22 protein-coding genes, 1 tRNA gene and 1 pseudogene are annotated in these 24295 nt (G+C 70.8%); 10 read left to right on the forward strand and 14 right to left on the reverse strand.

Annotation, left to right across the window (positions count from 1 at the left end):
• Window positions 1-29: 29 nt before the first annotated feature.
• Window positions 30-551 carry a hypothetical protein gene (locus AB0C25_RS13250; protein ID WP_357372786.1) on the reverse strand — a complete coding sequence of 174 codons (522 nt, stop codon included), beginning with the start codon at window positions 549-551 and terminating at the stop codon, window positions 30-32.
• 333 nt (window positions 552-884) lie between these two features.
• On the opposite strand from AB0C25_RS13250, the gene AB0C25_RS13255 reads away from it, so the two are divergent.
• Window positions 885-1457: a GNAT family N-acetyltransferase gene (locus AB0C25_RS13255; protein WP_357372788.1), complete on the forward strand. Its 573-nt coding sequence runs from the start codon at window positions 885-887 to the stop codon at window positions 1455-1457.
• Window positions 1458-1638: 181 nt separating this feature from the next.
• On the opposite strand, the gene AB0C25_RS13260 is transcribed toward AB0C25_RS13255, so the two are convergent.
• On the reverse strand, window positions 1639-2610 hold the full coding sequence (locus AB0C25_RS13260; protein ID WP_357372789.1) for an EamA family transporter: 972 nt from the start codon (window positions 2608-2610) through the stop codon (window positions 1639-1641).
• A gap of 88 nt (window positions 2611-2698) precedes the next feature.
• Here AB0C25_RS13260 and AB0C25_RS13265 point away from each other — a divergent pair, with 88 nt between their 5' ends.
• The 6 genes and pseudogenes from AB0C25_RS13265 (at window position 2699) to AB0C25_RS13290 (ending at window position 6878) form a co-directional block, all read left to right on the forward strand.
• Window positions 2699-3616, forward strand: a complete 918-nt coding sequence (locus AB0C25_RS13265) for a LysR family transcriptional regulator (protein WP_357372791.1) — start codon at window positions 2699-2701, stop codon at window positions 3614-3616.
• A 959-nt stretch (window positions 3617-4575) separates the two neighbouring features.
• Window positions 4576-4932, forward strand: coding sequence for a hypothetical protein (locus AB0C25_RS13270; protein WP_357372793.1), 357 nt, complete (start codon window positions 4576-4578; stop codon window positions 4930-4932).
• 140 nt (window positions 4933-5072) lie between these two features.
• Window positions 5073-5561: pseudogene (locus tag AB0C25_RS13275) on the forward strand (replication initiator); the annotation flags it as partial.
• A complete protein-coding gene (locus AB0C25_RS13280; RefSeq protein WP_357372795.1) occupies window positions 5558-5743 on the forward strand; it encodes a helix-turn-helix domain-containing protein in 186 nt (61 codons plus the stop codon). The pseudogene AB0C25_RS13275 and the gene AB0C25_RS13280, both read left to right, overlap by 4 nt.
• A 485-nt stretch (window positions 5744-6228) precedes the next feature.
• Window positions 6229-6402 (forward strand): hypothetical protein, encoded by a 174-nt coding sequence (locus AB0C25_RS13285; RefSeq protein WP_357372797.1) that lies wholly within the window; start codon window positions 6229-6231, stop codon window positions 6400-6402.
• Between the two features lie 50 nt (window positions 6403-6452).
• On the forward strand, window positions 6453-6878 hold the full coding sequence (locus AB0C25_RS13290; RefSeq protein ID WP_357372799.1) for a site-specific integrase: 426 nt from the start codon (window positions 6453-6455) through the stop codon (window positions 6876-6878).
• 17 nt (window positions 6879-6895) lie between these two features.
• On the opposite strand, the gene AB0C25_RS13295 is transcribed toward AB0C25_RS13290, so the two are convergent.
• Window positions 6896-6969: transfer RNA gene (locus AB0C25_RS13295), tRNA-Thr, on the reverse strand.
• A 143-nt stretch (window positions 6970-7112) separates the two neighbouring features.
• Between AB0C25_RS13295 and AB0C25_RS13300 the strand changes: the two genes are divergently transcribed.
• Window positions 7113-8849, forward strand: coding sequence for a metallophosphoesterase (locus AB0C25_RS13300; RefSeq protein WP_357372801.1), 1737 nt, complete (start codon window positions 7113-7115; stop codon window positions 8847-8849).
• 13 nt (window positions 8850-8862) lie between these two features.
• Here the strand turns inward: AB0C25_RS13300 and ricT are convergent, their stop codons facing one another.
• The 6 genes from ricT to tmk all read right to left on the reverse strand — a co-directional run bounded on the left by ricT (window position 8863) and on the right by tmk (window position 14760).
• Window positions 8863-9702, reverse strand: a complete 840-nt coding sequence (gene ricT, locus AB0C25_RS13305; protein ID WP_357372803.1) for a regulatory iron-sulfur-containing complex subunit RicT — start codon at window positions 9700-9702, stop codon at window positions 8863-8865.
• A gap of 275 nt (window positions 9703-9977) precedes the next feature.
• Window positions 9978-10649 (reverse strand): hypothetical protein, encoded by a 672-nt coding sequence (locus tag AB0C25_RS13310; RefSeq protein ID WP_357372805.1) that lies wholly within the window; start codon window positions 10647-10649, stop codon window positions 9978-9980.
• Window positions 10649-10954 (reverse strand): hypothetical protein, encoded by a 306-nt coding sequence (locus AB0C25_RS13315; RefSeq protein WP_357372807.1) that lies wholly within the window; start codon window positions 10952-10954, stop codon window positions 10649-10651. Before AB0C25_RS13315 ends, AB0C25_RS13310 begins: the two co-directional genes overlap by 1 nt.
• A 1-nt stretch (window position 10955) precedes the next feature.
• Window positions 10956-11285, reverse strand: a complete 330-nt coding sequence (locus tag AB0C25_RS13320) for a YbaB/EbfC family nucleoid-associated protein (protein ID WP_355027350.1) — start codon at window positions 11283-11285, stop codon at window positions 10956-10958.
• A gap of 122 nt (window positions 11286-11407) precedes the next feature.
• Window positions 11408-12697 (reverse strand): DNA polymerase III subunit delta', encoded by a 1290-nt coding sequence (locus AB0C25_RS13325; protein WP_357372809.1) that lies wholly within the window; start codon window positions 12695-12697, stop codon window positions 11408-11410.
• Window positions 12697-14760, reverse strand: a complete 2064-nt coding sequence (gene tmk, locus AB0C25_RS13330) for a dTMP kinase (protein WP_357373352.1) — start codon at window positions 14758-14760, stop codon at window positions 12697-12699. The genes AB0C25_RS13325 and tmk overlap by 1 nt, the downstream gene beginning before the upstream one ends.
• Window positions 14761-15104: 344 nt before the next feature.
• Between tmk and AB0C25_RS13335 the strand changes: the two genes are divergently transcribed.
• Window positions 15105-16310 (forward strand): amino acid deaminase/aldolase, encoded by a 1206-nt coding sequence (locus AB0C25_RS13335; protein WP_357372811.1) that lies wholly within the window; start codon window positions 15105-15107, stop codon window positions 16308-16310.
• A gap of 13 nt (window positions 16311-16323) precedes the next feature.
• Here the strand turns inward: AB0C25_RS13335 and AB0C25_RS13340 are convergent, their stop codons facing one another.
• Window positions 16324-16926, reverse strand: a complete 603-nt coding sequence (locus AB0C25_RS13340) for a TetR/AcrR family transcriptional regulator (RefSeq protein WP_357373354.1) — start codon at window positions 16924-16926, stop codon at window positions 16324-16326.
• A gap of 226 nt (window positions 16927-17152) precedes the next feature.
• Here AB0C25_RS13340 and AB0C25_RS13345 point away from each other — a divergent pair, with 226 nt between their 5' ends.
• Window positions 17153-18469, forward strand: coding sequence for a D-arabinono-1,4-lactone oxidase (locus tag AB0C25_RS13345; RefSeq protein WP_357372813.1), 1317 nt, complete (start codon window positions 17153-17155; stop codon window positions 18467-18469).
• A 174-nt stretch (window positions 18470-18643) separates the two neighbouring features.
• On the opposite strand, the gene AB0C25_RS13350 is transcribed toward AB0C25_RS13345, so the two are convergent.
• The 4 genes from AB0C25_RS13350 to AB0C25_RS13365 form a co-directional block, all read right to left on the reverse strand.
• On the reverse strand, window positions 18644-19609 hold the full coding sequence (locus tag AB0C25_RS13350; RefSeq protein WP_357372815.1) for a DUF559 domain-containing protein: 966 nt from the start codon (window positions 19607-19609) through the stop codon (window positions 18644-18646).
• A gap of 118 nt (window positions 19610-19727) precedes the next feature.
• Window positions 19728-22607: a type I DNA topoisomerase gene (gene topA / locus AB0C25_RS13355; protein WP_357372817.1), complete on the reverse strand. Its 2880-nt coding sequence runs from the start codon at window positions 22605-22607 to the stop codon at window positions 19728-19730.
• 397 nt (window positions 22608-23004) lie between these two features.
• Window positions 23005-23742 (reverse strand): hypothetical protein, encoded by a 738-nt coding sequence (locus AB0C25_RS13360; RefSeq protein ID WP_357372819.1) that lies wholly within the window; start codon window positions 23740-23742, stop codon window positions 23005-23007.
• Entirely contained in the window at window positions 23733-24272 is a 540-nt protein-coding gene (locus AB0C25_RS13365; RefSeq protein WP_357372821.1) for a hypothetical protein, read from the reverse strand. The genes AB0C25_RS13360 and AB0C25_RS13365 overlap by 10 nt, the downstream gene beginning before the upstream one ends.
• Window positions 24273-24295 lie beyond the last annotated feature (23 nt).

Consider the following 24295-nt stretch of genomic DNA (forward strand, 5'->3'; position numbering starts at 1 on the left):
GCGCCGGTCGCGCCGAGGCCGGAGAGTGTTCAGAAACGCCCACTGATGGAGGCGGCGATAATCCACTGGACGTCCGATTCGGAGATCTGGTATGGAGCTGGCAGAGGCCGCCACAGCAGGACGAAGTACGTCCGATTGCGGATCCACTCCGCCTGCTGAACGCCCTCGCCGTCGGCCGTTCGGTAGACGCGAACCTCAACGCCGTTGACACGCAGATACTCCGGCGCGACATCGTCCACGCGATCCCGCAGCGTCGTGATGGCGGGATCCCGGACCAGGCTTAGGAAGCCACCGCGTTGGTAGGTCGAAGGCAGTAACTTGTCGCTGATGTCCGACTGATATGCCCCGTCGAATGGCTTCTCGCGGCCCCTGACGAAGCGCTTCGCCGGCTCCAGGCGCGCGATCGGGCTCGCGGCGGTGGAGGCCACCGGTCCAGGCGACGTCGCCGCAGCCGTGGGGGCCGCTGGCTCGCGCGGCGGCCGTGACTCCGGCGAACGATTCGACGGCGCGGCATCGAAGCCCAGGATGACCGCGACGGCAGCACCGACCACCAGCAAGGTGCTTCGCCCGCTGCGGGGTCGCTCCCCGTACGCCAGGATGGTGGAGCCGTCAGATGACGCAGTGGTGGCGTCCCGCGGAGCAGGCTGCATGTGGGCCATATTGGCATCAAGTCGCAGCTGCGGTGGTCCGCACGGCGGGTCGGCGGGCGTTTCCGCGTGCTGGTCTTTGGCGGGGGCGACTGCACGCCGAGCGCCCTGAGTCCGAGCACGAGGGGTGCCCGCCCGGAGCGGCAACGTCCGACATCGGGGACGGTAGGTCGTCCAGCCGGTGATGAGCCCACCAGACTGGTAGTCGTTGCGCGGGTTAAAAGTCTTCGCACGCTGATGGCGCAATACGCGATACTTCCCGTCATGAACCGCCATGACCTTGTGGAGTTCAAGCAGATCTGCCACCCGTCCGAGATCAGTGGCCGCCAGGCACGCGAGTTGGTCGAGTGCTGGATCGCGGTGGCGAACATGGGCGGTGCTGTGGGTTTCGCGTTCCCACCCGTCGGATCGGAACAGGTCGCACCCGTGGCCGAGCGCCTCATCGCCGACCTTGACCCTCAGCGCAGCAGGCTCCTGCTGGCGGTGGTCGACGGGTCACTGGCAGGTTGGCTGCACCTGTCCCGTCACGAGGATCCGCTCGTGGCTCACTGGGGCACCGTCAACCGCGTTCAGACACATCCCGACCACCGCGGTCGCGGGATCGGCGCAGCGATGATGCGTCGAGTTCGGCAGATCGGCCGGGACGAGATGGGGTTTGAACAACTGCACCTCAGCGCGCGAGGTGGGGCCGGCCTGGAAGACTTCTACGGTCGGCTCGGCTGGAAGGAGATCGGCAGGTGGCCTGGGGCGCTGCGGTTTGGCGAGGGCGATGACCGGGACGAGATCCTGATGATCCTCACGCCGCTGTGACGTGTTCGGATCACAGTGTCAGTGGTGCCACTCCGGCCGTGACACCAATTGCCGAGCTGACTACGTGGACGCAGTCGTCAATCGGCGGGACGGCGGTTCCGCCGAAGAACCGCGGTCGGTGCTCCCACCGCGGTGTCAACGGACTCGGCGGGATCCCTCCGCTGACCCTCCCCCGACCGAGCTAGGGCCGGTGACGCGCCGTGAGGGCCGGCACGGGTTCGTCCGTGCCCGCGAGCGCCGCGGTGTCCCCGGCCGGGGACCGTCTGCGCCGGCGCACCGCACCGAGCGCGATTCCGGAGATGATCAGTACGCTGGCCAGGATCGTCACGGCGGTCATGGGCTCACCCTGGAAGACCGCCGCGGCACCCAGACCGAACACCGGGATCAGCAACGCGTACGGGGCCACTGGTGTGGCTCCGTGGACCCGGATGAGGTAGCCCCAGACCGCGTAACCTAGCAGCGTGGCGGCCCAGGCCACGTACACGGCGGCGACCACACCTGTGACCGACAGGGAGCGCAGCGCGGCGAGGTCTTGCTCGACGCCCTCGAAGAGGGCCGACAGGATGAGCAGTGGCAGGGGAGGGACCACGCTGACCCACACCATGAATCGGAACATGTCCGGCGGGTTCGCCTTGCGGGTCGCGATGTTCGCCAGCCCCCAGCAGACGGCGGCGGCCAGCACGAGTAGGAAGCCTGCGACCGGCGTCGTCCCGCCGAGACGCGTACCAACCAGGACGATCCCGGTCATGGCTACTCCCATGCCGGCCAACTGCACCGCCCGGGGCCGCTCGCGCAGCAGCAGAGTGGCGAAGACGACGGTGAAAGCCGCCTGGCTCTGCAGCACCAGCGAGGCGAGGCCGGCGGGCATGCCGACGTGCATTCCAACGAAGAGGAAGCTGAACTTCAGCACGCCCAGCACTATTCCGACGATGAGGACCCATCGCCACGCCACACGTGGCGAGCCCACGAAGAACACAGCCGGAATTGCGGCCAGGATGAAGCGCAGTGCGGAGAAGAGCAACGGCGGGAAATCTTGCAGGCCGACGTCGATGACGACGAAGTTCACACCCCAAACCGCAGCGACGCAAATGGCCATCGCAACGTGACTCGGCTTCATCCAGCAACCCCCGACCGGCATCCTTTCACCCGGCATGCGTCGCCGGATCCCGACACATGATGTCGTGTCCGGCGACCCTGTCGAGGATCCGGAGGCTGACACTTACTAATGGGAGCTCGTTAGCGTGGCTTCACTACACGATCTGAGCAGGCTGCGCGCACTTCATGCCGTGGCTGCCTTCGGTTCCATCAGCGGGGCCGCGACGGCGCTGGGCTATACGCCGTCCGCCGTGTCCCAGCAGATCGCCAAGCTGGAACGGGAGGCCGGGGCAACCCTTCTGGACCGCGAGGGCCGCCGTGTCGCCCTGACGCCGGCGGGCCAGATCCTCGCCCGGACCGCGGGGGAGGTGCTGGCCACCCTGGAGCGTGCGGAGGCCCTGCTGGAACTCCAGCACGGGACGCCGAACGGCCGGCTCCTGCTCGCCACTTTCCCGACGGCCTGCCGCGGACTCCTGCCGGACGTGCTCGTGGACCTGACCCGCCGTCATCCCGCCCTGGACCTCCGGGTGCTCGAGGTCGACCCGTTCCGGGCTATCGAACTGCTGGCTGAGGGCGAAGTGGACGTCGCGGTGGTGCACGACTGGCACAACACGCCCTTGGTGCTCCCCGAAGGAGTGCACTGCGCCACGCTGGGTGACGACGTTGCCGACGCGGTCCTGCCCGCAGGGCACCCACTGGCCTGCCGGGATAACCTCTCGGCCGACGACCTGGCCGCCGAGCGGTGGATCAGTCAGCGGCCGGGGTCGATGTGTTACGCCTGGCTGATGCGGACCTTCGCCGAACAGAGCCGGGAACCCGAGGTCATCTGCCATGTCGACGAGTACCAGTCCCAGCTGTCGCTGGTGGCTGCCGGGCTGGGCGTCGCCCTGCTCCCCCGGCTCGGCCGCGGGCGCCTGCCCGCGGAGGTCGTGGCCTTGCCGCTGCGGCCCGCCAGCTCCCGCCAGATCATGGCCGCCTGGCGAGCCAACACCTCGGAGCGGCCGGCCATCACCGCGGCACTCGCCGCGCTGCGTGATGCGTGGGCCGCCCACACCCGGCCGTGATCGATCTCGGAATGTCGTGCACGTCGTCGCGACGGTTCACCGGCGGGGTCGACCAGGAGGCTTTCGGCGATTTCCGATAGGTCGAGGTGATGCATCGGCCATCGATTCGCTCGGAATCCGAGACGGTGGGCTGTCCACCTCGGCCGGCTACTCCATTGTGGTGATCGGACTGGTCGGCGGACGGGATGGCAATTGGGGTTCGAACACACATGAGCCTTGGTCAGCGGCCGTTCCGGGAGAACTTGACCACGCCGCGCGATCCGCCCTGCCCGTGCGCCTTCGACGACGCCTCGCAGGAATCGTTGCTGCCGGCTGCGCGCGACCGGATCACATACTTGTCGAGAGATTTCCGAGGACCGGGTGCGCGGTGTCAGGCGGGACTCCACTCGTCGTGGGTGTCGAACTCGCCGAAAGGGTCCTCGGCCCAACCCCAGATCACCCGCGGCGATCTCCGCCCGCCATCGTTGCACCCCTTGACCTGCCTGTCCTTCGGCGACCGCCATGGCCAGTTCTGTTCTCCCCAGCGCTCGCGATTTGGATGGACCACTCGTTGACGGCGGCGAGCAGGTGTCGGGGCTCGGCCTGACGGCGGCGAGCAAAAGGCCCAGGTCATGATCGGCGATCAAGCCGGTGACCTGGGCCTTTCAGTGGAGCCGCCTGACGGAATCGAACCGTCGACCTACGCATTACGAGATCAAGATGGGCGTTCCGGCGACCTGGACACTTGGGCCTCTACCAGCGGAAACACCTCTCGACATCTCTCACCACTCCCCCGCCGTCCGTCGACCTCTTGCGGACTGGATGCGGACCGCTAGGACCAGCTGACGGCCTGGGGATTAGAAGAAGATCGCGGATGACTGATCGGGCGTCTTGGCTCCTGGTCAGCCCGTCCGTCGTTGTCAGGCAGCGTCGGCGTCAGCGGGCCGGCTTGGCTGTACGGATGGCTGTACCGTCACTGCGTGGAGCGCGAGGAATTGATATCTCTGCTTGCTGGACAAGGTCCAGTCACTGAGGCGTGCCGACAGGCCCTTGAGCAGGGCGCATCCTTCAATATCTGGGACGGATTGGTTCCTGCGAGCAATCTTGCGCCCACCTACCGGGTGCGGGAGGCGATCACCAGGGATCGGGGCATCACCACGCTCGGTTTCGCAGCAGCCGTCGAAACCCTTCACGCGCTCGGGGAACAGCCTGTGCGGATTGGTCGCGTGACGCAGCTCGATCCCCCATACCACTTCCAACTCTTCTTGGCAGCCGATGCGGCCTCGGTGCTTGCGTGCATTGGTGTGGATCAACAACATCAGGTGCGAAGGAGCTGATCTCCTCGTCGGGCAGTTGTAGACCGTCCAGCCTCCCCGGACGGGGACAAGGTGGAGCGCCCTACTGGACGAACGACCTTGGCCCCGTCCGGGGAGGCTGGTAGCCCTTGTGGTGCCCGACGAGGTGATCCGTGGCGGCATCTGGCCGGCAACGGGCGCACCTGGAACGGCTCTGGCAAGAGCTGCGGCACACGCCATGCTCGGAGCGGTGCGCCAACTGGCTGCTCTACGGCGTACAGCCCAAGAAGGCAAAGCAAGGGCTGCGGCCGGGGAACTGCAAGAACAAGGTCCACAAACGGGAAACCCTCGGCATCGGCGGCCGACGCGTCCTCATCTCCCGCCAATGGTCCGGCAAAACCCTCACCGACCACCGCGCCGACCGCCGCGAATGGGTCAAGGCGCTCCTGGGCGTCACCACCGACGCCGATACCGCGCCGGCCGGTGGCGAGCAACGGCACGCGTGGGAACTCGCCAAGCCAACCGATCCTGACGTTGCGCCGCTCGGGCATCGGGTCCTACGGGCGATCTCCGAACGCATCCAATGGCGCGTCCAGCTCGACACCGCTAGACGCAACCAGGCACCGCCCGATGTTTCGGCAACCGTCACGACGCAGGAGGGAGCAGCATGAAGACTCGGACCATCGAACCGCTGTGGACGGCTGAGGGCGTATCGACCTTCCTCGGCATCCCGGTGAGCACCCTCTACCAGTGGCGGTACCGCAGGATTGGGCCGAAGGCGTCTCGGGTGGGCCGGCACCTGCGGTATGACGCGGCCGACGTGCGGGCGTGGCTCGCCAAGCAGGCGGGGTAACGTGAGCATCGAGAAGCGGCCGAACCGGAATTGGCGGGCGCGGGTCCGGGATGCCTCGGGCAAGGAGAGCGCTCGGCACTTCGATGGGAAGTCGGACGCGGAACGGTGGGAGGCATCTACCAAGGCAGCTATCTCGCGGGGCGACTGGTTCGACCCTGCTCGGGCACGGGTGACGGTGGGCACGTGGGCTACGCAGTGGATGGCCGCTCAGGTGCAGCTCAAGCCGACAACCCGCGCCCGGTACGAGGTGGCGTTGCGGCGGCAGGTCTTTCCGACGTGGGAGGGCTTCCCGCTTTCGGCAGTCTCGTACACGGAGGTCGCGGCCTGGGTTCAGCGGCTCACCGCGTCCGGCCTCGCCCCGGCAACGGTCCGGTACGCGCATCGGGGTGCTGTCGCTGGTCCTGGCCCACGCCGTGCGGGATGGCCGCATCTCTCGGAATCCGGCAGATGGCATCCGGCCGCCTCGGGTGGTCAAGGAGGAACCGGTGTTCCTCAACCACGACCAGGTGGCGATGCTCGCGGAGGCGTGCGGCCGGTACGGCTTGCTGGTCCGATTCCTGGCCTATACCGGGTTGCGGTGGGGTGAGGCGTCGGCGCTGCGGGTGTCGCGGCTGGATCTGCTGCGGCGTCGGGTGACGGTGGCCGTGGCCTTCGCGTAGGCGGCGGGGATCTGGTGGAGGGCACACCGAAGAATCACCAGCGGCGGTCGGTGTCGATTCCGCGGCTCCTCGTCGACGAGCTGGCCGCGCACGTCGCCGGGAAGCGCCGCGACGATCTGGTGTTTACCGCACCCAACGGTGGGCCGCTGCGGAACACCAACTTCCGACCATGGGTCTTCGCGCCGGCTGCGGCGTCGGTCGGGCTGGCCGGTGTGACTCCCCACGACCTGCGGCACACAGCAGGGAGTCTGGTCGTGGCGGCTGGTGCCAATGTGAAGGCTGTGCAGCGGATGCTCGGGCACGCGTCGGCGTCGATGACCTTGAACGTGTACGCGGGCCTGTTCGGGGACGACCTGGACGCGGTCGCCACCCGACTGGACGAAGCGTTCACGGCGCGGCGTGCGGACTATCTGCGGACCGGCACCACCGATGGCGGTGTGATCGACCTTGGGAAACGGCGAAGCCCAGGTCGATGACCTGGGCTTCTGTACCGAGCCGCCTGACGGAATCGAACCGTCGACCTACGCATTACGAGTGCGTCGCTCTAGCCGACTGAGCTAAGGCGGCAACGATCAGCAAGTGTACGGCACCCCGTTGGCCCGCACCGAACGGGATACCCCCGCGCTTCCAGCATCGTCAACCGGACAACGACTGCCATCTGAGCCGTTACCGGACAGCGCCTCGCCGGATCCGGTACTACGCTGCGCCGGGTGAGCGACGAACGCGACGACCGGGCTCCGGCGGCCGACGATCATCCCGACGGCGAGCGTGTCCGGCCTCGGCCACGCTCCACCGATCCGCTGGAGCTGGGCTTCACCCCGCGCAAGCCGGTGCCGTGGCTGGCGCCGTTCCTGCTGATCAGCACCGGCATCCGGACGCTGCTGGCGATCCTCTTCGGCGCCTACCTGGACAAGCGCGAGTTGCAGAACGCCTTCGGCGACGACATGTTCCGCCAGGCGGGACCGGATGGTGGGCTGTGGCTCGACTACGTGGCCGACCTCGGTGACGGCTTCCACGCCACGTACTCGGTCGCGTACCTGCTGGCGCAGCCGGAGCTGACCGTGGACGGACACCGGCTGCCCCGGGCGCAGACCCTGGTGATGGGCGGCGACCAGGTGTATCCGTCGGCGGCCTACGAGGAGTACGAGAACCGGTGCAAGGGGCCCTACCAGGCTGCCCTGCCGCTGACCCCGCCCGAACGTCCCACGTTGTTCGCGGTGCCGGGCAACCACGACTGGTACGACGGACTGACCGCCTTCCTGCGGCTGTTCGTCCGCTCCCGGGACCGCAACTTCGCCGGCTGGCGTACCGGGCAGTCGCGGTCGTACTTCGCGGTGGAGTTGCCGGCCGGCTGGTGGCTGCTCGGCGTGGACGACCAGTCCGGCTCGTACCTGGACGACCCGCAGTTGGCCTACTTCGACGAGGTGGCCCGACGACTCGGCCCGGAGTCGAAGGTGATCCTGGCCGCGCCGTCGCCGACCTGGGTAAAGGCCGCCGACAGCCCCGCGGCGTACGACTCGATCGACTACTTCATCCGGACGATCATCGACCCAACCGGGGCGCGGGTGCGACTGTTGCTCTCCGGCGACCTGCACCACTACGCCCGCTACGCCAGCCCGGACCGGCAGTTGATCACCTGTGGTGGCGGCGGGGCGTACCTGTACCCCACCCACAAGCTGCCGGAGCGCATCGAGGTGCCGCCGCGCGACACGCTGGCCCGCCGGGCCAGCCGCACACAGCCGTACGACCTGGTGGCCCGCTATCCCGACGCGGCCCGCTCCCGCCGCTACGGCTGGGGCATCTTCGCCCGGCTGCCGTTCCGCAACCCTGGCTTCACCACCCTCCTCGGCATCCTGCACACCCTGCTGATGCTGGCCATGGCGGGCGCGACGGCGAACTGGGCCGACAGCACGGATCAGCGACTGTTCAGCGTCCCGCTGGTGCTCATGGTGCTCGTGACGGTGTCGGCGGCGGTGCTGTTCGCCAAGCCGCCCAACGCCAGCGGTAAGCGGCACGCCCGGCACTGGCTTCTCGGCGTCGGCCACGGGGTGGCTCAGGTGGCGCTGGCCGCCGGCGGCACCTGGGTCTGGTTGGCGCTCCCGTTCTACGAATGGCCGTGGCCACTGCCGGCAGTCGCCGCGACGGTGGTCTACGGGCCGGTGATCGGCCTGGTCGCCAGCCAGTTGGTGGCGGCGTACCTGCTGGTGGCGGGCTCGTGCGGGGTGAACGTCAACGAACTGTTCGCCGGGCAGGGCATCGAGGACGCCAAGGCGTTCCTGCGGATGCGCATCGACCCGGACGGCACACTGACCATCTACCCGGTCGCGGTGGACCGGGTTTCCCGCGACTGGCAGGTGAACCCCGACCGGTCCCCCACGGCAAGCTGGCTGACCCCGAAATCACGCCTGACCGCCCACCTGGCCGAGCCGCCCATAGTCCTGCCCTGATCGAGGGGTTGCGTCAGGGGGTGTAGTGCTGGTCGTGGGCCTGGCGGGGGGCGCAGACGGAGGCGCGGGAGCAGGAGCAGCGGGAGCCGTCCGCGTCGAGGCGGACCGTCACCGCGTCCCGGGGGACGCTCTGGCCGACGACCCGGCCGTCGCCCTCCGGGGTGGAGACCCGGCTGCCGACCGCCGGGGCGGTCTCCTGAAACCTGGCGTACAGGGGGTGCTCGTACTTGAGGCAGCACATCAACCGGCCACACGCGCCGGAGATGCGCAGCGGGTTCAGGGGCAGGTCCTGGTCCTTGGCCATCCGGATGGTCACCGGCTCGAAGTCGGTGAGGAACGTCGCGCAGCACAGGTCGCGACCGCAGGAACCGATGCCGCCCTGCACCCGCGCCGAGTCGCGCGCGGACAGTTGCCGTAGCTCGACCCGGCAGTGCAGGGTGGCACCCAGATCACGGACCAGGGAACGGAAGTCCACCCGGTGCGGGGCGGTGAAGTAGACGGTGCTGCGCTCGCCGCCACTCTCGGCGGAGCCGAGCACGTGGTCGACGGCCACCACCTTCATCGGCAGGCCGTGCGAGCGGATCAGCCGCTTCGCGGCCACCTTCGCCTCGGCCTTACGACGCCGCAACTCCTCGTCCCGGCGCAGATCGTCGTCGCCGGCGACCCCCACCAGCCGGGGAAAGCCGTCGGTCTCCTCGGTGACCCACTGCGCGGCCCACACGCACTCCGCCACCTCGGGCCCGTCGTCGGTGGGCACCAGCACCTTGTCGCCCACCTGCGGACGCAACTCGCCGGGATCGAGGTAGTAGAGGCGCCCGTACCTGTTGAAACTGACCGCGCAGAGCATCCCCATCCCCCCACCCTACGACGGATCACCGCAAAGAACGCGCCAGCCAATCCCTCAACTGCCATCCATGAGCGTCGACTCGACGGATTGCCGGGCGGCCCGTCGTGCCGTTGCGCCTCGCCCGGACGGTTGATTCCGGGCCCGGGCAGCAGACAAGTACGCCCCCGGCGGCGTTGAGTGAAGGCAGACCTGCGGGGGTGCAGGGGAAGAGACCACGGCGTCGCCGTGGGCGCCGGCTCCGGTCCGACGCCCGCGAGCGACGCCGTGGCCCGTGCGAGCGACTACCAGCCGACGCGGGTGGGCTGGTCGTAGTGCGGCTGGCCGGCCACCGGCGGACGCCACGCGGTCTCGGCGAGGCTCGGTGCCCACTGACGCAGCAGTGTCTCCGCACCGTCGTACGCGACGCAGAGCACCGCCAGCACCCGCGCGGCGATCTCCGCCGCGTCGGCCACACCCGGCCCGGGGCGGGTCGACGGACCCGGGGCGGTGGCGGCGACCACGGACACCGCCTCGGCCGAGCGCAGCACGTCGGCCAACGTCCGGGCCAACGCGAGACGGCTGCCCTCCACCCAGTCGGCGAGCGCGTCCGCGTATCCGGCTGTGGATTCGAGCCGCCCGACCAGGCTGTCCGGCCCCTCGTCGAGGTGGCGCAGCAGCGCGGCACGCTGTTGCCCGTACGCGGTGGCTGCCGGGCCGGACCAGAGCACCGAGTCGGTGAGCGCGGCGGAGACGTCGTCGTACCCCCGGACCAGCCGGCGCACCGCGTGCCCGGCGCTGGCCAGTGGCGCGGGGTGCAGGTCGAGGAAGCCGCGGACCGCGTCGCCGGGCAGCACCTGCATCCGGCGCAGCAGCGGCCAGACCCGATGCCCCTCCGGGACGCCGGCGGCGATCAACCGGTCCACCCGGCGCAGCAGGTCGAGGCCGGGTTCGGCGAGCCGGTCCAGCGGGTCCATCAGGGCTCCCCGGCGAGCCGGCGGCGGGCTGCCCGGTCGACCTCGGCGTAGCGGTCGGCGGCCTCCCGCACCGCCGACGCGGCGGCGGCCAGCCGACCGGCGGCGGTGCGGGCCTCCCGGGCGCGGTCGTCGGTGGCGGTGACCCACTGCCGGTGCAGCGCGCGACCGATCTCGCCGGGGCGGCCCGGAGCGTCGGCGCCGAACGCGGCCTGAGCCGGGTCGCTGGCGGTGACGGTGTGCGCGATCGTGGTGAGCGTGGCGCTCGCCTCGTCCAGTCGGGCGGAGAGCGCGCCCAGTGTGTCCATCTCAGGCCCCCGCGAGCGGTCGGTAGGCGGCGAAGGTCTCGTTGTGCAGCTTCTCCCGCGCCCACTCGGCGGCGTCGGCGGCTGCGGTGACCGCCGCCTGCACGGAGCCGGCGACGTCCCGTGGGTTGCGGGTGTGCAGTGGGCCGAGGAACCGGACGTGGGTGATCCGCCCTCCGGCGGTGACGACGACCTCGACCAGACCGTCAGGTGACCGGACGGTCACCTCGACGGTCGACACCGCCTGGTCGAACTCCGCCTGCAGCTGCTCGATCCGGCGGTATCGCCGCACCGCCTCCTCGATCCAGGCTTCGTCGATCTCCCCCCGTGGCATCGGCCGACTCCTCCCGGATGAGCCATCACTGAGCGTGCCGCCGCCGTCACCTCGGCACACCGGACCGTACCGCACCGCAATCGGGCCTGTCGATGCCTGTGGACAACGCCGGAAGCTGCGGTTCAGCCCTTCCAGAGGGCGAGCATCATCGCCTCGACCGCGATCCGCGGCTTGACGTTCGTCTCGATCGCCGCCCGGCAGGCCAGCACGGCTTCCAGCCGGCGCAGCGACCCCTCGGCGTCCCACTTCTGCGCGCCGGCGCCGGCCAGTGCGGCGGTGTCGGTGTGCACCGGGGCGACAGGCGCGCGCAACGCCATGGTGAGCGCGTCCCGGTAGAAGCCGGCCAGGTCGACGAGCGCTCGGTCCAGTGCGTCCCGCTGGGCGCGGGTGGCGCGAGACTTCTGCCGCTTCTCCAGCTCCTTGAGCTGCCCGGCGGCGCCGCGGATCGCGCCGGCCGCGCCCCGACCGGTGCCGCCCGCGCCGAGCGCGGTCTCCAGCGCCGCCCGCTCGGTCGCGTCGGCCGCGGTGACCGACGCCTCGGCTTCCGCCTCGGCCGCCTCGATCAGCGCCGACGCCGCGTCGAACGCCGCGCCGACGCCCGTCAACCGGCGCGGCACCGCGAGCACCGCCTCCCGCCGCTTGCGGGCCTCCGGGTCGCGGGCCAGCCTGCGGGCCCGACCCACGTGCCCCTGCGCGGCCGCCGCCGCCCACCGCGCCACGTCGGGCGCGATCCCGTCCCGACGGGCCAGCACCTCGGCCACCGCGTCGGCCGGCGGCTGCCGCAGGGGTACGACCCGACAGCGGGACCGGATGGTCACGGAGATGTCGTCCGGGTGGGTGGACGGGGCGCAGAGCAGGAAGACCGTACGCGGCGGAGGCTCCTCGATCGCCTTGAGCAGCGCGTTGCCGGCGGCCTCGGTGAGCCGGTCGGCGTCCTCGATGACCACCACCTGCCAGCGCCCGCCGGACGGGGTGCTGGCCGCCCGGAGCACCAGTGCGCGCATCTCGTTGACGCTGATGGACAGCCCTTCCGGCACCACGAGCCGGACGTCGGCGTGCGTGCCGCCCATCGTGGTGTGACAGCCGGGGCACTCGCCGCAGCCGGTGCCGTGTACGCACTGGAGTGCGGCGGCGAACGCCCGCGCGGCGACCGAGCGACCGGAGCCGGGCGGGCCGGTGAAGATCCAGGCGTGCGTCATCCCGGCCGACGGGTCCACCCCGCCGGGTTCGGCGGCACCGGCCGGGCCGGCGGACTCGGCGGCACCCGCCGTCTCGGCGGCACCGGCGGTGAGCAGCGCGGGTGCCCGGTCGGCCGCGCCGGCGCGCAGCACGGCAGCCGCGGCGGCGGCGGCCCGGCGCAGGTCGACGACCGCCTCGTCCTGACCGACCAGGTCGGCGAAGACGTCCGGCATCAGGTCTTGTGCTCCATCGTTACCAACTCCGCGTCGGATAACTCGGGCTGCACCGACGTGTCCGGGCCCTGCGCCGGCCGGGGGTGCACGACGCCGCCCGGCTTGCCGAGCATCTCCTCGACCCGGCGGACCACCTGCCGGTTGATCTCCTCGACCGACCGGGACGCGTCGAGCACCAGGTAGCGCTTCGGGTCGGCGGCGGCAAGGTCGAGGAAGGCGTACCGGACCCGCTCGTGGAAGGCGATCGACTCGGCCTCCAGCCGGTCGGTGCCGGTGTTGCGTGAGACCACCCGGGACAGGCCGGTCTTCGGCTCGACGTCCAGCAGCACCACCAGGTCGGGCTTGAGCCCGCCGGTGGCCCACGAGGAGAGCCAGGACACCTCGTCGACCGGGAGTGTCCGGCCGGCGCCCTGGTACGCCAGCGACGAGTCGACGTACCTGTCGCTGATCACCACGCCACCGCGGACCAGCGCGGGCCGGACGACGGTGGCCACGTGGTGTGCCCGGTCGGCGGCGTAGAGCAGCGCCTCGGCGCGCGGTGACGGCGCGTCGTCGCCGGAGGTGTCCAGCACGAGCGACCGGATCCGTCGACCGACGCCTGTCGCCCCCGGCTCGCGGGTGACCACGACCTCCCGTCCGTGGCCGCGCAGCCGCTCGGCGAGCGCGGTGAGCTGGGTGGACTTGCCCGCGCCCTCGCCGCCCTCGAAGACCACGAAGAGCCCGGCGGAGACGAACGGCTCGGCCGGCATCAGCGGACGACCCCGAATGGATCCCCAGAGGTCGGCGAGGACCGGCACGCCCTTCTTGTCGTCCATCTGGCCGAAGGCGCTGATTCCGGCGAAGATGCCTGCGGCACCGGCGGCGAGCAGCAGCAGACGGGTCGACGACACGGAAATGCCTAGGTCGGCGATCGTCAGCTTGCGGGAGCCGCCGACGCCGACCAGCAGGCTGCTCAGCCCGATGGCCAGGATCAGCACCAGCCGGGTGCCGATCTGCACCACGGCGAAGACCCGGCCGCGCACCTCGTCCTTGATCTCGCCGCCGAGCAGGGTGGTGCCGGCCAGGAAGGCCATGCCGGCACCGGTACCGACAAGTACCGCGCCGACGATCGCCATGGACAGGTGGATGGCGAAGGCGAGGGTCATCACGGCGGCGCTGGCCAGCACGATGCTCATGCCGAACCACCGCCGCCGGGACATCTCCTTGACGACCATCGGGCCGAGGCCGATGCCGAGAGCCAGGCCGATGAAGATGGCGCCGAAGAGCAGGAAGAAGGCGGCGTCGCCGGCGCCGAGCGAGGCGGCGAAGAACTTGGCAGTGCCGATCACGATGCCGCCGCCGGCGAACGCGCCGAAGATGCCGAGCACCAGGCCACGGACGAGCCGGGTCTGGCCGATGTACTTCCAGCCCTCGGCGAACTGCCGGAACATGCTCTTTTCGGCACGCTCGGCCTCACCGCGTTGCGCCTGGCTGATCTCCTTGATCCCGAACGCCACCACGAGGGCGGTGGCCAGCCGGGAGAAGGAGTTGACCCAGAGCGCGAGTTGGGCGGGCTCCGCCCAACCGAGGTCGCCGCCGGGGACGAGCGCCCGGACGCTGCGGTCGAGCGCCGCGGCCACCAGCGCCGCGAGGATCGGGGTGAGGCCGTATGTGGTGATCAGCGTGAGCTGGTTGGCCGCCTCCAGCCGGGCGCGCGGGATCAGGTTGGGAACCGCGGCCTCCTTGGCCGGGATCCAGATCAGGGTGATCGACTCGATCAGGAAGGTGGCGACGGTCGCCCACAGGACCACGAGGCCACCGTTGGCGCCGGCCAGCGCCACGATCGGGATCGAGGCGAAGAGCACGAAGCGGAGCAGGTCGCAGATGACCATCGTCCAGCGCCTGTCGAACCGGTCGGCCAGCACGCCCGCGATCGGCCCGAGAACCAGCGCGGGGAGCAGGCGGATCGCGATGACGACACCGAAGGCGGCACCCTTGGCTGTGCTGCCCTGGACCTGGGACGCGGCGAAGACCGACGTGGCCAGCAGGCCGAGCCAGTCGCCGAAGGAGGCGGCGCCGAGCACGATCCAGAGCCGCCGGAACGGCCTGATCCGCAGTACCGAGCGGATCGCTGCGTAACCGGACGGATCGACCTGGCCGGAGCTGGACTGGTTGGCGGCGTTCTCCGACTGCTCTTCCGAGCGCGACACGCCGTGCGACTCGCCGCCGTTCTGGCTTTCGATGGCCGTACCTCCACGTGCCGGCCCATCGCTGGGCGCCTCCGGTGGAACACTCTAGACCGGGTGGGGGGCGGCCCCACCGATGACATTCTCCTGCTCGCTGAGCCTAGGCCGCCGGAGGCACCGGCCGCAGCCCGGACGTACGCGAGGGTATTTCGCATTTACCGCCGGACAGTTAGCGTGCACACGTGGCCATCGAAAGCGACAAACTTCGCGAGCGCCTGGATCGGGCGACCGCCCACCTCGACCCGCCCTACGCCGTGGTCGACATCACCGCCTTCGACGCCAACTCGGTCGCTCTGGCCGCTCGCGCCGCAGGCAAACCGGTCCGACTGGCGAGCAAGTCGGTACGCGCCCGCGAGTTGATCAGCCGAGCCCTCGCCCGACCGGGTTGGCAGGGCGTGATGGCGTTCACCCTGCCCGAGGCGATCTGGCTGGTCCGGGCCGGAGTGAGCGACGACGTGCTTGTCGCGTACCCGAGCGTGGACCGGGCCGCACTCGCCGAGCTGGCCGCCGACCCGACACTCGCCGCAGCGATCACCTTGATGATCGACGGCACCGGGCAGCTCGACCTCATCGACGACGTCCGCGCCCCGGGGCAGCGCGCCGAGCTGCGGCTCTGTCTGGACCTGGACGCCTCCTGGCGACCGCTGCGCGGGGTGCATGTCGGCGTCCGCCGCTCCCCCGTGCACAGCGCCCGGGCGGCCGGCGCGCTCGCCGCCACCGTCGCCGACCGGGCCGGCTTCCGGCTGGTCGGGCTCATGTCGTACGAGGCGCAGATCGCCGGCCTGGGCGACGCGCCGCCGGGGAAGACGCTGCTGGCGGGCGCGATCAGGCTGGCCCAGCGCGGGTCCTACCGCGAGTTGCTGGCCCGCCGGGGCGCGGCGGTGGCCGCGGTACGCGAGCACGCCGACCTGGAATTCGTCAACGGCGGCGGCACCGGCAGCGTGGCCGCGACCAGCGCCGATCCCGCGGTCACCGAGGTCACCGCGGGATCGGGCCTGTACGGGCCGACACTGTTCGACGCGTACCGCGCCTGGCGGCCCACCCCGGCGGCCTTCTTCGCCTGTGCGGTGGTCCGCCGGCCGACGCCGGAACTGGCCACCGTGCTCGGCGGCGGTTGGATCGCCTCCGGCCCGGCTGCCGACAGCCGACTGCCGCGGCCGTGGCTGCCGGCCGGGCTCAAGCTGGTCGGCACCGAGGGTGCCGGTGAGGTGCAGACTCCGCTGTCCGGCGCGGCGGCGGCCACCCTGCGGGTCGGCGACCGGGTGTGGTTCCGGCACGCCAAGGCTGGCGAGCTGTGCGAACGGGTCAACGAGCTGCACCTGGTCGAGGGGGACGTGGTCGCGGCGACCGTACCCACCTACCGGGGTGAGGGGCAGGCCTTCCTCTGAGGCGCGCGCCGACTCAGGCCGGCTGGGCCGCCTCGGCCTGCCCGACGGTGGACCGGTCACTGTCCGGGCCGTCGACCTGGCGGTGCAGGTACTCCCGGATCAGTGCCTTCGCCTCCAGCAGCACCCGCTCGTCACCGTCGGACTTGCGTCGGAACGCGAGCTTGATCAGCGCGTCCGCCGCCTCGACCGCGATCTCCAGGACGAAACGGAGCTTCGGTACGTCGGTGAGCCCGAAACGCTCGGTCAGCACCTGGGCCAACTGGTCGGCGATCACGCCGTTGTTGTCCCGCTGCTCGTCGAGCAGGTGCAGGTCGACCACGTCGCCGAAGTGCAGGGTACGGAAGCCGGGGACGGTGCGGTGCATCGTGATGTATTCGTCGATCCCCGCGTCGACGCCATCCCACCAGTGGGTCATCTTGTCGGAGGCGAACCGCTCGTCGAGGCGTTGGAGATAGGACTCCATCGTCCGCAGGGTCAGCGCCTGCACGATCGCCCGTTTGTCCGGGAAGAACTGGTAGACCGACCCGATCGCCACTTCGGCGCGCTCGGCGAGCAGGGTCGTGGTCAGCCCCTCGTACCCCACCTCGTCGACGAGCTCGGCGCAGGCATCCAACATGCGCTGGACCCGCGCGACACTTCGACCCTGCACCGGAACGCGGCGCAGCGGCCCGGTCGTGGCGGCTGGTGTGGACACTCGGCGCCACCCCCCTTCGACGGATGAACATATCTCCACGTCACGAGTCCGTGACTACCGGTACAACGAGCGGATCGCAATTGCGGTATTTACCAGGCACAACGTTCCTGATATGAAGTCAGTTCATATTCATGAATGAGGAGTGCGCATGGTCGTCACCGCACCGCTCGCCGCTGACTGGTCCAACTGGGCCGGCAACCAGCGTGGCAGCGCCACCGCGATCCTGCGCCCCGGCTCGCCGACAGCTGTCGCAGAAGCCGTCCGATCGGCCGCGGCCGACGGTGCCCGGATCCGCGTGACCGGCAGCGGCCACTCGTTCACCGCCGTCGCGCTCGCCGACGACCGCCGGATGGAACTGTCCGAGCTGGACACCATCGTCAGCGTCGACGTCGCGCACCGACTGGTCACCGTCCCGGCGGGAATGACCCTGCACGCACTCAACGGCCTGCTCGCCCGGCACGGCCTCGCGCTGCCCAACCTCGGCGACATCGACGCGCAGACAGTGGCCGGGGCGATCTCCACGGGCACCCACGGCACCGGAGCCGGCTACGGCTGCCTGTCCACCTTCGTGGAGGCGATCACCCTGGTCACCGGCACCGGTGAGGTGCTGCGCTGCTCCGCCGACGAGCATCCCGACGTGCTCGCCGCCGCCCGGGTGTCACTCGGCGCGCTCGGCGTCCTGGTCGAGGTGACCCTGCGCTGCGTGGACGCCTTCGTGCTGCACGCCCACGAACGTCCCGCCGAACTGGCCGACGTCCTCGGCGACCTGCCCGCGTTGATCGGCTCGCACGACCACGTCGAGTTCTACTGGTTCCCCTACACCTCGCGAGTACAGGTCAAGACCAACGACCGGGTACCGGCCAACGACCGGCCACTGCCCCGCTGGCGCGGCTGGCTGGACGACGACTTCCTGGCCAACAGGGTCTTCGCCGGCGCCTGCCGACTCGGCCGGGCCGTGCCCGCGCTGGCCCCGGGCATCAGCGCGGTCTCCGCCCGCGCCCTCACCGAACGCCGGTACACCGGCCGCTCCGACCGGGTCTTCTGCACCCCGCGTCGGGTCCGCTTCCTGGAGATGGAGTACGGCCTGCCCCGCGAGGCGCTACCCGAGGCACTCGCCGCGCTCCAGCGGATCGTGGACGGACTGCCGTTCAAGGTGCTCTTTCCGGTGGAGGTGCGATTCACCGCCGCCGACGACATCTGGCTCTCGCACGGCTACGGGCGGGACAACGCCTACATCGCCGTCCACCAGTACGTCGGCATGCCGTACGAGCCGTACTTCCGGGCCTTCGAGAAGGTCACCGCCGGGCTGGGTGGCCGCCCGCACTGGGGCAAGCTGCACTACCGCGACGCCGCCTCGCTGGCCACGGCGTACCCCCGCTTCGCCGACTTCCAGACCATCCGCGACCGCCTGGACCCCAACCGCGTCTTCACCAGCCCTCACCTGACCCACGTCCTCGGCGCCTGACCGGCCCCGCCGGCCCCGCCGGCCCAGCCGGCCCCGGCCCCGCCGGCCCCGGCCCCGCCGGCCCCGGCCCCGCCGGCCCCGGCCCCGCCGGACCCGCCGGACCCGCCGGCCCCGCCCAGATCTTGGAAGGAAAGTGCCCCGGGAGGGGCGGTTTCCTTCCAAGATCTCTGAATGTCAGCCCGACCAGCCTGCGGCTGCCAGGGCCGCGCGGAGTTGGGTGACGACCTCGTCTGGTTTGGCGCGGATTGCCCAGGCGGGAAACCGGAGTATGCGGTCGCCTTCGATCCACAGACCGTTCTGCCGGCGCATGTCCGCCCACCAGGCGCGCGGATCGGCGTGTTGGCCACCGTCGATCTCGACGTGCACCCGCCACTGCTCGAAGTAGGCGTCCAGGTAACGGCGTCGCCCGGTCTCGTCATAGCGGATCTTCTGGCGCGTCGGTTCGGGTAGCCCTCCACGCCGGATCAGGCTCAGGAAGTCCAACTCCGGCAACGAGTGTGACCCACCCGCCGCGTCCGCTGCCGTGGCCAGGATCAGCTGGCGACGGCGGACCCGGGGCAGCCGTTCGACGACCATGTGCAGGTCGTCGGCGGCCACGAGCCGTTGTTGGAATGCGGCGGCGACGATCGCGCGTGCCTGCTGGTCATCGCCCGCCCACTGGGCGGCGTCGACGATTGAGCGAGCCGGCATGGTCCGTCGAGGTTGGCCGACCGCCAGCACATCCTGGTCCGTCAGTGTCGTGGTCCGGTGCGCCACCACACCGGCGGGCAGCGACCCACGCCGGCAGGAGGCGGGGAGCAGGAGGTGGATCGGGCGGCCGGAGAACCCTCGTACTCCTCCGGCCTGTGCGGCGGTCAGACCACCCAGGATCGCCTGCGGTCCCGCGGCGAGGACGGCCACCCAGCGGAGTTGACCGGCGCTGACCGGTCCGTTGTGCGCGACCAGCACGGCGCGGTGGACCTGTCGCCACCTGCCGGTGGTCAACCGATGCCGGATGGCCTTGGGCGACAGGTGCCGCCTCGCCTGGGCGAGGCTCAACACGTCGTCCTGGTGGAAGAGCAGCCAGCTCAGCTCGTCCGCGTCATCGCTCGGCAGCCGGCGAGCCCAGGCAGCCGGCGACGACGCCCTCCGGAGACTCATGACCGTCAAGTCTCCCGATGGCCGACCCGAACGGCAGCCCCTGTGGACAACGACGAGATCTTGGAAGGAAACGGCCCTTCCAGGGGCACATTCCTTCCAAGATCTCGCAGATCCAGGGTTACTCGGTGCTGGTCGCGGCCTTGCGCGGGGCGGCCTTCTTCGCCGGGGCCTTCTTCGCCGCGGTGGTGGCCTTGGCCGTCGTGGTGGCCTTGGCCGTCGTGGTCTTCTTCGCGGCCGTGGACTTGCTGGCCGCGGCCGTCTTCTTGGTGGCCGTGGCCTTCTTCGTGGCCGTGGCCTTCTTGGCGGGCGCCTTCTTCGCCGCCGCCTTCTTCCGCGGCGCCGGACCCTTGGCCCGCTTCTCGGCCAGCATCTCGGACGCTTCCTCGATGGTCAGCGCCTCCGGAGTCTGCCCGCGCCGCAGCGACGCGTTGAACTCCCCGTCGGTGACGTACGGGCCGAACCGACCGTCCTTGATCACCATTGGCTTCTCGGTCGCCGGGTCGACGCCCATCTCCCGCAGGGGCGGCGCCGCTGCCCGCCGACCACGGGCCTTCGGGGCGGCCAGCAGCGCCAGCGCCTCGTCCAGGCCCACCGTGAACATCTGGTCTTCGGACTCCAGCGAGCGGAACTCCTCGCCCCGCTTCACGTACGGGCCGTAGCGGCCGTTGTTGGCGAAGACCTCGACACCGTCCGGCGCGACACCGATCAGCCGGGGCAGGCTGAGCAGCTTGAGCGCCTCCTCCAGGGTGAGCGAGTCCGGGGTCTGCGTCCGCAGCAGCGACGACTTGCGCTCGCCGCTGGACACGTACGGGCCGAACCGGCCCGACTTGAGCACGATCGGCTCGCCGGTGCCGGGGTCGTCGCCGAGCTTGCGCTCGCCGCTGCCGCCGAGGAACAGCTCGTGCACCTTCTCCGGGGTCAGCTCGTCCGGGGCCAGGCCCTCGGGGATCGGCGCACGGTCACCGCCCTGGGTGCCGCCCTCCTCGCCCTCGCCCGAGGCTGCCGGTGCCGGCTGCTCGCCGCCGGGCAGCTCCCGTTGCAGGTACGGCCCGTACCGGCCGACCCGGACGACGACCTCGCGGCCCTCGTCGTCGGTGAAGAGCGGGATGGAGTTGACGCTGCGGGCGTCGATGTCGCTCAGGTTTTCGGTGACCAGCTTCTTCAGCCCACCGGAACGGGCGATGTCCTGGTCACCGGCACCGTTGGAGCTGCCGAAGTAGAACGCGGTGAGGAAGTCGACAGCGGCGTGGTCACCGCCGGCGATCTCGTCCAGCTCGTTTTCCATCGTGGCGGTGAAGTCGTAGTCGATCAGGCGCGGGTAGTGCCGCTCCAGCAGCCCGATCACCGCGAACGCCAGGAAGGTCGGGATCATCGCCTGCCCGCGCTTGGTGACGTACCCCCGGTCCTGGATCGTCTGCATGATCGACGCGTAGGTGGACGGGCGGCCGATGCCCAGCTCTTCCAGGGCTTTCACCAGCGACGCCTCGGTGTAGCGCGACGGCGGCTGGGTGTGGTGGCCCTGGGCGGCCAGCTCGTCGGCGGTCAGCGGCTGGTCCTTGACCAGGGTGGGCAGCCGGCGCTCGGCGTCCTCGGCCTCGGCGTTCTCGTCGTCGCTGGACTCCACGTACGCCCGCAGGAAGCCCGGGTCGGTGATGGTCTTGCCGGTCGCGCCGAAGTCGGCCTCCTCCTGCGAGGTGGAGACCGCCCGGATGCGCACCGACACGCTGGAGCCGACGGCGTCGGTCATCTGCGAGGCGATGGTGCGCCGCCAGATCAGCTCGTAGAGCTTGAACTCCTCGGCGGACAGCTCCTTGGCCACCTCGCCCGGGGTACGGAAGTTGTCCCCCGCCGGGCGGATCGCCTCGTGCGCCTCCTGCGCGTTCTTCACCTTGCCGGTGTAGCGGCGCGGCTCCGGCGGCACGCTGCGCTCGCCGTACAGCTCGACGATCTGCCGGCGGGCCGCCGAGATGGCGGTCTCCGACAGGTTGACCGAGTCGGTACGCATATAGGTGATGTAGCCGTTCTCGTAGAGCCGCTGCGCGGTGCGCATCGTCTGCTGCGAGGACAGGCGCAGCTTGCGAGCCGCCTCCTGCTGGAGGGTCGAGGTGATGAACGGCGCGTAGGGGCGGCGACGGTAGGGCTTCTCCTCGACCCGGGTGACGGTGAACGGCCGCCCGTCGAGGCGGGCCGCGAGACCCCGGGCGCCGCTCTCGTCGAGGTGGACGACCCCGGCACCGGCCCGGACGCGACCGGTGGTGGGCTCGAAGTCCTTACCGGTGGCGATCCGGTCGCCGTTCAGGGCGATCAGGGTGGCGTTGAACGCGCGCGGACCCTCGCCGGCGTTCGTCACGGCGAGGGTGGCCAGGATGTCCCAGTACTCGGCGGTGCGGAAGGCCATCCGCTGCCGTTCCCGCTCGACCACGATGCGGGTCGCCACGGACTGCACCCGGCCGGCCGAGAGCCTCGGCATGACCTTCTTCCACAGCACCGGGGAGACCTCGTAGCCGTACAGCCGGTCGAGGATCCGGCGCGCCTCCTGGGCGTCGACCAGATCGCGGTCGATCTCCCGGGGGTTGGCCACCGCCGCCTGGATCGCCGGCTTGGTGATCTCGTGGAAGACCATCCGCTTGACCGGGACCTTGGGCTTGAGCGTCTCGACCAGGTGCCAGGCGATCGCCTCGCCCTCGCGGTCCTCATCCGTCGCCAGGAAGATCTCGTCGACCTCCTTGGCCAGCTTCACCAGCTTGCTGATCTGCTGCTTGCGGTCGGCGGAGACGACGTAGAGCGCCTGGAAGCCGTTGTCCACGTCCACCCCGAGCCGGGCCCAGGGCTCCTTCTTGTATTTGGCCGGCACATCGGCGGCGTTTCGCGGCAGGTCGCGGACGTGACCGAAGCTGGCCTCCACGACGTACCCCGGGCCGAGGTAGCCCGAGATCGTCTTGGCCTTCGCCGGTGACTCGACGATGACCAGACGGGTGGTTCCAGCTTTGCTCGGCACGTCTCTCCCCGACCTCACTCCTGCTCGTGGCCTGCCAGCGCCCGGACAGCGACCGCCTTCGACCCCCGCCGTCGCACCGGCGGTCCGGATGTCCAACGTAACGCGCCGCACGCGTTTCGGGTTTCGCGGGCGGCAAACCGCCACCGCGCGACGGTCAACTCTCGCCCCGCCGCGCTCGGCACTGCCGGACGGCGCCACCGTACACCGTGGGTAGGGCTCGAAGAGGGTCACTGTGACGATGGCGGGCCTACGACCGAGGGTCGACCCGCCCGTTTTCCGCCTGGATGGGCCTGTCGGCTGTCTGGCACCGGACACCCCGCCTCGCCGCCGAATCCCGTCGATCATGGACTGGTGACGGGCGTTACAAGCCCGAACGAGTGATTCGTCCAGGCGGGGTTCAGGGTCGGGTCGGCCAGGCGGTGGCGGGTGCCGTCGGGGGCGGGCCACCGACCAGTTCGGCGAGCCGGTCCACCCGTCGCCGGCCGCTGATCAGGTAGGCCGGGCCGCCCGCAGCCGGGCTGAGCAGCGTGCCAGCGAGCCCGGCCGCGGCGAGCACCACGCCGATCGGCTCCCAGCACTCCCGGTCGTCCGCCCCGAGCCGCAACCGGAAGCCATCGGGCGGCTCCGGCGTCCCGGCCGCGGCGAGCCACAGCCGCAGCCGCCGGCCGGTCAGGTGGAAGGTGGCCGGCGGGCGTTTCGCCGTACCGTGCAGCCAGGCCGCCGCGAGCGGCTTCAAGACCCGGGTGTACGACGTGCGCACGGCGTGTCGCTCACCCTCGGTCGGCTCCCAGCTCGCCGCCAGCCCCCGCGACGCCAGTTCGGCGACGAGCACGTGCACCCGCCACGCGGCGTCCACCTGCACCGAGAGCCGGGCGGTGCCGCCCATGCGGACCACCTCGCCCGGCCCGGCGAGCAGCCCGGCCAGGTCGGCGATCGTCGGCTCGGCCGCCTCCGCGCCGAAGAAGACAAGTTGCCGATCCACCTCGGCACCCTGGATCGACTCCTGCCGCGCCGAAGAGGACTGGGCTGGGCCGCCGCGTCGCCGCACCGGTGCGGGTACGGGCGCGTCGGACTCGGGGGCGGGGAACAGCGCCGGTGGCTCCGCCGCGGTGTCGTCGAGCCCGCTCAGTGACACTCCGGCACCTCGTCGAAGGCTTTTTTCAGCTCCTCGGAGTTGAGCTTGCTGGTGTCCAGCGCGCTGGCGTCGTACTCCGTGTTGAGGGTCGCCACGGCGGCCCGCACGCCGTCGTAGAAGGCGGCCGGCTCGCCGGTGCCCAACCCGTCGATGGTGTCCCGGGCGCGGCCGTAGGCGTCCCGCATCTTCCCCAGTGAGCTGCGGAAACCGGCGGAGATGGCCTCACCGTTGTCGGCCTCCGGGACGCCCGCCTTCTCCACCTTGCGGCGGGCGGCCTCGCTGGCCCGCTCCGCCCCGTCGAAGAGCCGCACCAGGTTCTCCTTGGCCTGCGCCGGCGTGGTCTGCGCGGTCATCTGCTCGTCGGTGCTGCTGGTCAGCTTGTTGATCTCGGAGCGCCACGGGGTGAGCGCGCCGCAGACCGAGGCCGCCCAGGCCCGTGGGCTGGGGCCCCCGCCGCAGCCGGCCAGGACGACGATCGTGGCCAGGACCACCGTGAACTTTCCGGCGGCAGACGCCCGGCACGTACGCATGCGTTGCAGCGTACGGCCTTTGG

Origin of the sequence: Micromonospora sp. NPDC048839, from assembly GCF_040649915.1 — a bacterium.
Lineage (GTDB): Bacteria > Actinomycetota > Actinomycetes > Mycobacteriales > Micromonosporaceae > Micromonospora.